This is a genomic window from Geodermatophilus sp. YIM 151500, assembly GCF_025716945.1.
Classification (GTDB): domain Bacteria; phylum Actinomycetota; class Actinomycetes; order Mycobacteriales; family Geodermatophilaceae; genus YIM-151500.
On the sequence record NZ_JAOVZT010000018.1, the window covers coordinates 46,927 to 56,470 of the forward strand.

9 protein-coding genes are annotated in these 9,544 nt (G+C 78.3%); 2 read left to right on the forward strand and 7 right to left on the reverse strand.

Annotated elements, in window-relative coordinates:
- Nucleotides 1–189: 189 nt before the first annotated feature.
- From OF117_RS20745 to OF117_RS20760, 4 genes are all read right to left on the reverse strand, one after another.
- Nucleotides 190–1,770 (reverse strand): YfjP family GTPase, encoded by a 1,581-nt coding sequence (locus OF117_RS20745; protein ID WP_263554754.1) that lies wholly within the window; start codon nucleotides 1,768–1,770, stop codon nucleotides 190–192.
- The gene (locus OF117_RS20750) at nucleotides 1,767–3,479 is read right to left on the reverse strand and encodes a GTPase domain-containing protein (RefSeq protein ID WP_263554755.1); all 1,713 of its coding nucleotides are present in this window, start codon (nucleotides 3,477–3,479) and stop codon (nucleotides 1,767–1,769) included. Before OF117_RS20750 ends, OF117_RS20745 begins: the two co-directional genes overlap by 4 nt.
- Before the next feature lie 15 nt (nucleotides 3,480–3,494).
- Nucleotides 3,495–4,115 carry a flavodoxin family protein gene (locus tag OF117_RS20755; protein ID WP_263554756.1) on the reverse strand — a complete coding sequence of 207 codons (621 nt, stop codon included), beginning with the start codon at nucleotides 4,113–4,115 and terminating at the stop codon, nucleotides 3,495–3,497.
- A gap of 123 nt (nucleotides 4,116–4,238) precedes the next feature.
- A complete protein-coding gene (locus OF117_RS20760; RefSeq protein WP_263554757.1) occupies nucleotides 4,239–4,979 on the reverse strand; it encodes a cobalt-precorrin-6A reductase in 741 nt (246 codons plus the stop codon).
- Nucleotides 4,980–5,053: 74 nt separating this feature from the next.
- Between OF117_RS20760 and OF117_RS20765 the strand changes: the two genes are divergently transcribed.
- Entirely contained in the window at nucleotides 5,054–6,160 is a 1,107-nt protein-coding gene (locus tag OF117_RS20765; protein WP_263554758.1) for a cobalt-precorrin-5B (C(1))-methyltransferase, read from the forward strand.
- A gap of 71 nt (nucleotides 6,161–6,231) precedes the next feature.
- Here the strand turns inward: OF117_RS20765 and cobM are convergent, their stop codons facing one another.
- The 3 genes from cobM to def all read right to left on the reverse strand — a co-directional run bounded on the left by cobM (nucleotide 6,232) and on the right by def (nucleotide 8,921).
- On the reverse strand, nucleotides 6,232–6,972 hold the full coding sequence (cobM, locus tag OF117_RS20770) for a precorrin-4 C(11)-methyltransferase (RefSeq protein WP_263554759.1): 741 nt from the start codon (nucleotides 6,970–6,972) through the stop codon (nucleotides 6,232–6,234).
- A 175-nt stretch (nucleotides 6,973–7,147) separates the two neighbouring features.
- Complete coding sequence (gene cbiE, locus OF117_RS20775; protein WP_263554760.1) at nucleotides 7,148–8,356, reverse strand: precorrin-6y C5,15-methyltransferase (decarboxylating) subunit CbiE; 1,209 nt, start codon at nucleotides 8,354–8,356, stop codon at nucleotides 7,148–7,150.
- A gap of 7 nt (nucleotides 8,357–8,363) precedes the next feature.
- Nucleotides 8,364–8,921 carry a peptide deformylase gene (gene def, locus OF117_RS20780; RefSeq protein WP_263554761.1) on the reverse strand — a complete coding sequence of 186 codons (558 nt, stop codon included), beginning with the start codon at nucleotides 8,919–8,921 and terminating at the stop codon, nucleotides 8,364–8,366.
- A gap of 44 nt (nucleotides 8,922–8,965) precedes the next feature.
- Here def and OF117_RS20785 point away from each other — a divergent pair.
- A partial coding sequence (locus OF117_RS20785; protein ID WP_263554762.1) for a CobD/CbiB family cobalamin biosynthesis protein occupies nucleotides 8,966–9,544 on the forward strand: 579 nt, incomplete at its 3' end.

The following is a 9,544-nucleotide window of genomic DNA, read 5'->3' on the forward strand; positions in this document are numbered from 1 at the left end:
CTTCCGCATCCGGGCCGCTCCCCGCCCGGCGGGCGCTGAACTGGGGAAACGGCACGGAACCGGCCGACCCCGCCGAAACGCACCGTCCGGAGCTCTTCACCCACCCACGGTGTGCCACTACAGAACGTACGACTAGTTGCACCATAGGTGATGATCGGCGGCGGTCCGGCCGGCTCCGATCCCGACGCGTCACCTCCCGGCGCGCTGCACGGCGGCGCAGAACCGGTCGTGGTCCGCACGCGTCTCCGCGAGCGGCTCGGCCACCTCGGCGCGGGCCACCTCGGCCACCCGGTCGGTGAGCCGCCGCCGGGCGCGGCGGGCCCGCCGTCGGGCTCCGGCGCGGACCAGCGGGCGGGCGACGAGGGCCAGCAGGGCGCCGGCGAGCAGCCCTCCCCCGAGCAGCACGGTCGGCAGCGGCAGGCCCGACACCTCCGGCACCGGCAGGACGCCGTCCAGCTGCAACCAGCCCAGGACCGCGAGCGCGACCAGCCACAGCGCCCCGGCCAGGCCGACCAGCGCCAGCAGCCACTGCACGACACCGGTGGCGCGCTGCCACACGGGTGTCCGGTCGGGTCCGAGATCGGCACCGGCGACCGCGCGGTCGAGCCGGTCGGCGAGGCGCTCCTCGGTGACCTCGGTCGTCCGGCGCAGCTCGTCGCGCCAGGCCTGCGGCAGGTCGGCACCGACCTCGTCGCGGGCGTGCCGCACCGCCGTCCGCAGGCCAGCCGCCGCCACCGCGCCCGGCTGCGGCAGCGAGGTCCGGGCCTCCTCGTCGCCCAGGTGCAGCCGGCGCAGCGGATCGGGCCGCAGCCGCGCCGTCCAGCGCAGCAGCGGCCAGCCGGTGCTCCGGGCCCCGCGCCGCCGGGCCGAGCGCTCGACGGCCGACACGACGGCGGGCACCCCGGCCGCCGCGGCGAGGGCCTCGACCAGCTCGGGCCCCGGGCGTCCCGGGTCGCGGCCGGCGCGGCTCGGGGTGCCGCAGTGGGCGGCCAGCGCACCGGCCACGCCCCGCGCGTCGGCGGCGAGCCGGTCGGTGGCCGCCCGCCGCGCGGTCACCCGGCGCTCGAGCACCGCCCGCAGCTCGGGCAGGCCCGCGCCGGTCCGCGCCGACACGGGCAGCACCGGTGTCGCGGCCAGGCCCTCGCCGTCCAGCAGCCGGCGCAGGTCGTCGCGGCAGGCGACGCCGGCCGGCTCGTCGAGCCGGTCGACCTGGTTGAGCACCACCAGCAGCACACCGGCGTGCCCGGCCAGCGGCGCCAGGTAGCGGTCGTGGACCGCGGCGTCGGCGTACTTCTGCGGGTCGAGCACCCAGATCAGCACGTCGACCAGTTCCACCAGCCGGTCGACCTCCAGCCGGTGCTCGAGCCGCACGCTGTCGTGGTCGGGCAGGTCGAGCAGCACCAGCCCGTCGAGGGCCGGATCCGGCGCCTCCACCCGGTGCCGGCGCGACACCTCCAGCCAGTCGAGCAATCGGTCGGCGCCGTCCCCGCCCCAGACCGCCGCGTGCGTCGTGCCGGTGGTCGGCCGGCGGACCCCCGGGCTGCTCACCTCCGCGCCGACCAGCGCGTTGAACAACGTGGACTTCCCGCTGCCGGTGGCGCCGGCCAGCGCGACCACCGTCGCGTCGCCGAGCGCCTCGCGCGCGCCGGCCTTGGCCAGCAGCGCCCGGGCGGCGCCGACCTCGGGCACGGCCAGCCGCCCGTCGGCCACTTCCACCGCCTCGCGGAGGGCGCCCAGCCGGTCGGCCAGCGCCGGCTCCCGGCGGCTCACCGGCTCCGCCGCGCGGTGGCCAGCCCGTCGGCCGCGGCACGGAGCCGGGTGATGCCGTCGGGCGCCGGTGCGGCAGCGGTGACCAGGTCGGCGAAGCGAGCGCGCTCGGTGTCGAGCAACCGCCCGGCCCGCTCGCGCAGATCGGCCCGCGCGCGGGCGGCCAGCGAGCGGACGGCGGCGTCGCCGAGCACCGCCTCCAGCAACCGCTGGCCCACCGCGGTCGTCCCCCCGGCGACGGCCACCTCGCCGCCGGTGAGCCCGCCGGTGGAGGCGAAGACGGCCACCATCACGACCGCGCCGGCGCCGTTCACCCCCCAGGACAGCCACCGGGCGCGGGCCCGCTTGCCCGCGCCCTCGCTGCGGACCAGCTCGAGCACCTCCCCCTGCCAGTCGCGCACCTCGTCGACCGCGGCATCCGGGAAGTCCGGCGAGGCGGCCTCGAGGTCCCGCTCCCGCCCGGCGAGCAGGGCGGTCCCGCCGGGCAGCGAACGCCAGCTGGTCGCCGTCCGCTCGGCCGCCGAGTCCGCCGCGGCCTGCAGCAGGTCGGCGACGCTCGAACCGAGCGAGGCCTGCACCTGCTCCGGTGAGGTCCGCCGACCGGTCATCGCGGAGCCGATCCGGTCGCGCAGCCGGCCGACCGAGGCCTGCAGGCCGCGCATCCACTCCCCGGTGCCGACGAACTCCTGCCAGCGGGCCAGCACCTCGCCGCGCAGCAGGGCGCCGCCGGCCACCGCGTCGTCCACCTCCTGGCGGGCCCGGGCGTACGCCGCGTCCGCGGCCTCCTGGAGGGTCCGCGCGGCGGCGTGCTGCTGCTCCTCGGCGGCCAGCAGGCCGGTGACCCGGTCGGAAAGGCTGTCGAGGGCGCCGGCCAGGGTCTGGCGCACCACCGCGTCGCGCTGCTCCTGGTCGGCGGCCAGCCCGAGCAGCCAGGCGCGCAGCGGCGCGATCTCCTCCGCCGGGAGCAGGCCGCCGTCCAGCGGGCGCTCGGCCACCACGAACAGCCGGGCGGCCGACAGCCCGGCCCGCCGGAGCATCCCGGCGAGGTCGTCGGCCACCTCGTCGCGGGCCTCCGGCGGCACCCGGTCGAGCACCACGGCGACCGCCGTCCCGCGCTGGACGGCGGTGTGCAGCAGGTCCCACGGCACCGCGTCGGCGTAGCGGGCGGCGGTGGTCACGAAGATCCACAGGTCGGCCGCGGCAAGCAGCTGGGCGGCCAGGTCGCGGTTGGCCGTGACCACCGAGTCGACGTCCGGCGCGTCCAGCAGCGCCAGGCCCGCAGGCAGCGCGTCGTGCGCCACCAGCCGCAGGGCGCCGTGCCCGTCGTCCGGCCCGCCGGGCGCGCCCGTCGTCCGGGCCAGGTGCGGCAGCACCCGGTCACCGGCGAAGGCCGCCCGGTCGGCCGGGGCGCAGACGAGCACCGGCGCCCGGGTGGTCGGCCGCAGCACGCCGGCCCGGGTCACGTCGGCGTGCAGCAGGCTGTTGACCAGCGTCGACTTGCCTGCTCCGGTCGACCCGCCGACGACGGCGAGCAGCGGGGCGTCGAGGTCGCGCAACCGGGGCAGCAGGTAGTCGTCGACCTGGTCGACGACCGCCCGCGCCTCCCGGGCGGCGTCCGCGCGGCCGGGAACGGCCAGGCCGAACGACAGCTCTGCGACCCGGTCGCGCAGGGTCTCCAGCGCGTCCGGCACCGTCGGCGCGGCAGCGGTCATGGCTCCCCCTGGTCCTCAGCCGACGGGCGGGTACGGCGTCGCCTCGAGCAGCCGGGCCAGGTGGGCGGCGTTGGCCGCCAGGGTCGCCGTGGTCGAGGCCACCGCCTCCGGCGTCTCGTCCAGGTCCAGGTAGTCGACGCCCTGCATCGCCTCGCCGTTCCAGTAGGTGGCCGCCTGCGCCGGAACGGTGAACCCGACGTCGCTGAAGGCCTGCATGACATCGGCGCTGATCTTGTGCGCGCCGTCCTCGTTGCCGACGACGGCGACCGCTCCCACCTTGCCGAAGACCCGGGGGCGACCCTGCTCGTCGCGCTCGGACAGCTCGGCGTCCAGACGCTCCAGGACGCGCTGCGCCACGCTGCTCATGTGCCCGACCCAGGTCGGGGTGCTCAGCAGCAGGATGTCGGCGGCCATCAGCCGGTCGCGGATCCCCGGCCAGGCGTCGCCGTCGCCCATGTCCACCTCGACGCCGGGGTGGACCGCGTGGTCGACCACCCGCACCAGGTCGCCGGTGACCCCGTGCTCCTCGAGGGCCTCGAGCACCTGCCGTGCCATCAGTTCGCTGCTGGACGGCGCGGGCGAGGGCTTGAGGCTGCAGACGAGGGCCAGGGCACGCAGGGGCGCGGTCTCGGTCATGGGCTGCACATGCCCCGCCCGGGCGTGCGGTGACACATGCCCGGCTCGCGCCGCCCGCCCCGGTGGGCCGGGACGGCGGACCTCCACCGGGCGCATCCGGGTGTCCGCGGCTCAGCGCTGCCGCTACCGCTGCCACCGGTCCGCGAGCCAGGCCCGGGCCTCCGCCACGGTGCCGACCGCCGGGACGCCGTCGGGCACCGGCGGCCGGTCGACCAGCACGACCGGCAGGCCCAGCTCGCGGGCGGCGGTGAGTTTGGCGGCGGTCATCGCCCCGCCGCTGTCCTTGGTGACCACCACGTCGACGCGGTGCTCGAGCACCAGCGCCCGTTCCTCGTCGACGGTGAACGGGCCGCGGGCGAGCACGACCGTCGTCCGCGCCGGTAGCGGCGGATCGGGCGGGTCGACAGAGCGCACGAGGACGGCGGCGGTCAGCCCGGCGAACGCGGCCAGGCCCTGCCGACCGGTGGTCAGGAACACCGAGGAGAACCCCTCGACGGCGCGCGCGGCGGCGTCCAGCGAACCGACGCGGCGCCAGTCGTCACCGGGCTGTGCCGTCCAGCCCGGCCGTTGCAGCCGCAGCAACGGCACGCCGACCGCCCGGGTGGCGGCCACGGCGTTGGCCGTCATGCCGGCGGCGAACGGGTGCGTGGCGTCGACGACCGCGGTCGTCCCGTGCTCCCGCAACCAGGCGGCCAGCCCGGTCGGGCCGCCGAAGCCGCCGACGCGGACCTCCCCGGGTGGCAGCCGTGGCTCGGCCACCCGGCCGGCCAGGGAGCTCACCACCGGGACGCCGGCGGCGACGAGTTCCCCGGCGAGCCGGCGGGCCTCGCCGGTGCCGCCCAGCACCAGGACCCGGCCGGTCACGGCCGCACCGCCCGGTGCCGCCGTGGCGCGCCGCAGCGGGCCGCGGCCCGTCCGCCGGTGTGCAGACTGGTCCGGTGACCACCGCCGGCCCGGAGCAGGGCACCGGGCAGGGCACCGGGCTGCGCTCCGGCTGGACGACGGGCGCGTGCGCCACCGCGGCCACCACCGCCGCCTACACCGCGCTGCTCACCGGCGAGTTCCCCGACCCGGTCACCGTCGACCTCCCGCACGACCGGCACCCGTCCTTCGCGCTGGCGCGGGAGACGCTCGAGCCGGGCGCCGCCTCCGCGGGCGTGGTCAAGGACGCCGGCGACGACCCCGACGTCACCCACGGCGCCCTCGTCACCGCCCGGGTCGCGCACGGGGAGCCGGGCACCGGGGTGGTGTTCCGCGCCGGCGAGGGCGTGGGCACGGTGACCAAGCCCGGCCTGCCGCTGGCGGTCGGCGAGCCGGCCATCAACCCGGTGCCGCGGCGGCTGATGCGCGAGCACGTGGCCGCCGTCGCCGCCCGGCACGGCGGTTCCGGTGACGTGGTGGTCGAGGTGTCGGTGGAGAACGGTGCCGAGCTCGCGCTGAAGACGTGGAACCCGCGGCTGGGGATCCTCGGCGGCCTGTCGATCCTCGGGACGACGGGCGTCGTCGTCCCCTATTCGTGCGCCTCGTGGATCGACTCGATCCGCCGCGGCATCGACGTCGCCCGGGCGGCCGGCCGCACGCACGTGGCCGGCTGCACCGGCGCGACCAGCGAGCGGGTGGCCGCGGAGCTGCACGGCCTGCCCGACGACGCGCTGCTCGACATGGGCGACTTCGCCGGCGCGGTGCTCAAGTACCTGCGCGCGCACCCCGTGCCGCGGCTGACGATCGCCGGCGGCATCGGCAAGCTGGCCAAGCTCGCCGATGGCCATCTCGACCTGCACTCCGCCCGCTCGCAGGTCTCCCCCGACGCGCTGGCCCGGCGGGTGCGCGACGCCGGCGGGTCGGACCAGTTGGTTACCCGCGTCCTCGGCGCGAACACCGCGCTGGACGCCCTGCAGATGTGCCGGGCCGCCGGGCTGCCGTTGGGTGACCTGGTGGCGGCCGGCGCCCGGGAGACCGCGCTCGGCGTCCTCCGCGGCGCGCCGGTCGACGTCGACGTGATCGTGATCGACCGCGCGGGCGCCGTCGTCGGCCGCGCCTGCTGAAGGACCCCGCTGCCCCCCACCGCTCGCGCGCTCGCGGCGGGCCCCTGCAGCGGGGCCGGGATGAGGGGCCGTCACCGGGGGCGGGTGGTCGAGTAGAGGTGGCTGTCGGGGAACTGCTCGGCGGCCAGCGCCCGGCCGACCACGATCACCGCGGTACGCCGCACCCCGGCGGCCTCGACCTGGGCGGCGATGTCGGCCAGCGTCCCCCGCAGCACCAGCTCGTCCTCCCGGCTGGCCCGGGCGACCACGGCCACCGGGCAGTCGGTGCCGTAGTGCGCCGCGAGCTCGGGCACCAGCTCGCCGGTCCGTTGCACCGCCAGGTGCAGCACCAGCGTGGCACCGGTGGCCGCGTAGGCGGCCAGCGTCTCGCCCGGCGGCATGGGCGTCGACCGCGCCGACGTCCGGGTCAGGACGACGGTCTGCGCCACCCCCGGCACGGTCAGCTCCCGCCGCAGCGCGGCGGCCGCGGCGGCGAAGGCGGGCACCCCGGGGACGACGTCGTACGGGACGCCGGCCGCGTCGAGGCGGCGCATCTGCTCGGCCATCGCGCTCCACACCGACGGATCGCCGGAGTGCAGCCGCGCGACGTCCAGGCCGTCCTCGTGCGCCGTGACCAGCTCGGCGGTGATCGCGTCGAGGTCGAGGTCGGCGGTGTCGACCAGCCGGGCGGCCGGCGGCGCGGTGGCCAGCAGCTCGCGCGGCACCAGTGCGCCGGCGTAGAGGCAGACCGGTGCGGTCGCGATGATGCGGGCGGCCCGCACGGTGACCAGGTCCGCCGCGCCCGGCCCCGCCCCGATGAAGTGCACGGTCATGGGGCCTCGTCCCCTGTCGCCCTGTTCCCTGTCGCCCTGTTCCCCGTCGCCCTGTTCCCTGTCGCCCTCCGGGCTCCGACCGCGGCCAGGTGCCGTCCTCCGGCGCCGCGGAGCCGCTGCCCCGCCCCCGTCCCGCGGGCCTCCGGCCCCCCACCCGGGGGCATCCGGCGGCGGGTCACCTCGTCACGGACCAGATGGTCACGGGCATGGCCGCCCGCCAGCCGGTGAAGCCGCCGACCGGCTCGGCCCGCTGCACCGCCAGCCGCACCAGGTCGCCGCCCACCCCGGCGAACCAGCGGGCCAGCACGGCCTCGGTCTCCACGGTCACCGCGTTGGCGACCAGCCGCCCGCCGGGGGCCAGCGCGGTCCAGCACGCCTCGAGCAGCCCCGGCGCGGTCGCGCCGCCGCCGGCGAAGACGGCGTCCGGCGCGGGCAGGCCGGCCAGCGCGTCGGGCGCGCGGCCCTCGACGACCCGCAGGTCCGGGACGCCGAGCCGCCGGGCGTTGTCCCGGATCCGCGCCGCCCGGTCGGGCCGGGCCTCGACCGCGACCGCCCGGCACGTCGGGTGCACCCGCATCCACTCGATGCCGATCGAGCCGGCGCCGGCGCCCACGTCCCAGAGCAGCTGGCCGGGGAGCGGCACCAGGCGGGCGACGGTGACCGCACGCACCTCGCGCTTGGTCAGCTGGCCGTCGTCGGCGAAGGCGCCGTCGGGCAGGCCCGGCACGGTGGGCAGCGGGACGGTGCCGGGGTCGGCGACCACCTCGACGGCGGTCACGGCGAGCGGGTCGGTCTCCGCGTGCGGCCACTCCGCGGCGGTGCCGGTGGCGGCGCGCTCGGCCGGCCCGCCCAGCTGGGCCAGCACGGTCAGCCGGCTGGCGCCGTAACCCCACCCGGTGAGCCGGCCGGCGATCTCCGCCGGCGTCCCGGTGCCCGAGCCGAGCACCAGCAGCCGCCGGCCGGGCGTCGCGTGCGGGGCCAGCAGGTCGACCGGCCGGCCGACGAGCGGCACGACCGCGGTGCCCTCGACCGACCAGCCCAGCCGGGCGCAGGCCAGGGTGACCGACGAGGGGTGCGGCACCACCTCGACGGCACCCGCGCCGTGCAGCCGCACCAGCGAGGTGCCGACCCCGGCGAGCATCGGGTCGCCGCTGGCCAGCACCACGACCCGCCGTCCGGGGTGTGCGCTGGGCAGCGCGTCCAGCGCCGGGCCCATCGGCGAGGGCCACGGCACCCGCTCGGCGCCCACCTCCGGGGGCACCAGGGCCAGCTGCCGGGCGCTTCCGCGCAGCACGTCGGCGTCCTCGATCGCCCGGCGGGCCCGTGGCGACAGACCATCCCAGCCGTCGGCGCCGATGCCGACCACGACGACCGGCGCACTCACGGGACGCTCATGCGGGCAGGTCCCCGTGCGGCCCGGCGGCTTCGGCCAGCAGCCGCTCCTTCTGCTCGACCGGCAGCCGGTCGACGTACACGGTGCCGTCGAGGTGGTCGACCTCGTGCTGCAGGCAGCGGGCGGCCATGCCGGTGGCCTCGAGGGCGACCGGGTCCCCGTGCACGTCGACGCCGTCGACCCGGGCGCGGAAGGCGCGCGGCAGCTCGGCGTACGGCCCGGGCACCGACAGGCAGCCCTCCTCGGTGAGCTCCTCGGCCGGCTCGTCGCCCACCGGCCCGGGCAGGCTCAGCACCGGGTTGACCACGTAGCCGACGACGTCCTCGCCGTCGGCGTCGGGGCAGTCGATGACGAAGACGCGCGCGTCGACGCCGATCTGGTTGGCGGCCAGGCCCACCCCGTCGGCCGCGTGCATGCTCGCGAACATGTCGAGCACCAGCCGGCGCAGGTCGCGGTCGAACTCGGTCACCGCCGCGCACGGGCGGTGCAGCACCGGGTCGGTGCCGTAGGTGACGATCGGCCGGGCGACGCCGTCGTAACGGCCGGGCAGGCGCATGTCCGCCGATCCTAGGGACGGCGCGGGCCCGGCCGGTTGGCACGATGAGCGCCGTGGACGCCGCGACCGCCGCCGGGCTGGCCCTCGGCGCGGTCGCCGACCGGCTGCTCGGTGACCCGCGCCGCCGCCACCCCGTCGCCGGCTTCGGCGCCGCGGCCGCCGCGCTCGAGCGCCGGGCCTGGCGCGACTCCCGGCTCGCCGGCGCCGGTCACGCCCTGGGCCTGGTCGCGACCACGGCGGCCGCGGGCGCGGTCCTCGACCGGGCCACGCGCGCGCACCCCGCCGTCCGGACGGCCGTCACCGCAGCGGCCACCTGGACGGTGCTCGGCGGCACCTCGCTGGGCCGGGCGGCCGGCACGCTGCAGCGGTACCTGCAGGACGGCGACCTCCCGGGCGCCCGGGCGGCGCTGCCCGCCCTGGCCGGACGCGATCCGCGCGACCTCGACGAGCCGGAACTGGCCCGGGCGGCGGTCGAGTCGGTGGCCGAGAACACCGCGGACGCCGTCGTCGCGCCGCTGTTCTGGGGCGCGGTCGCCGGGCTGCCCGGACTGCTGGGCTACCGGGCGGTCAACACCCTCGACGCGATGGTCGGCCACCGTTCACCCCGGTACCTGCGCTTCGGC

Excerpts from the sequence above, each read along its gene's own strand:
- OF117_RS20755 (WP_263554756.1), bottom strand. The coding sequence starts at position 4,115 with ATGACCGAGACCGCGCCCCTGCGTGCCCTGGCCCTCGTCTGCAGCCTC.
- cobM (WP_263554759.1), bottom strand. The coding sequence starts at position 6,972 with ATGACCGTGCACTTCATCGGGGCGGGGCCGGGCGCGGCGGACCTGGTC.
- def (WP_263554761.1), bottom strand. The coding sequence starts at position 8,921 with ATGCGCCTGCCCGGCCGTTACGACGGCGTCGCCCGGCCGATCGTCACC.
- OF117_RS20750 (WP_263554755.1), bottom strand. The coding sequence starts at position 3,479 with ATGACCGCTGCCGCGCCGACGGTGCCGGACGCGCTGGAGACCCTGCGC.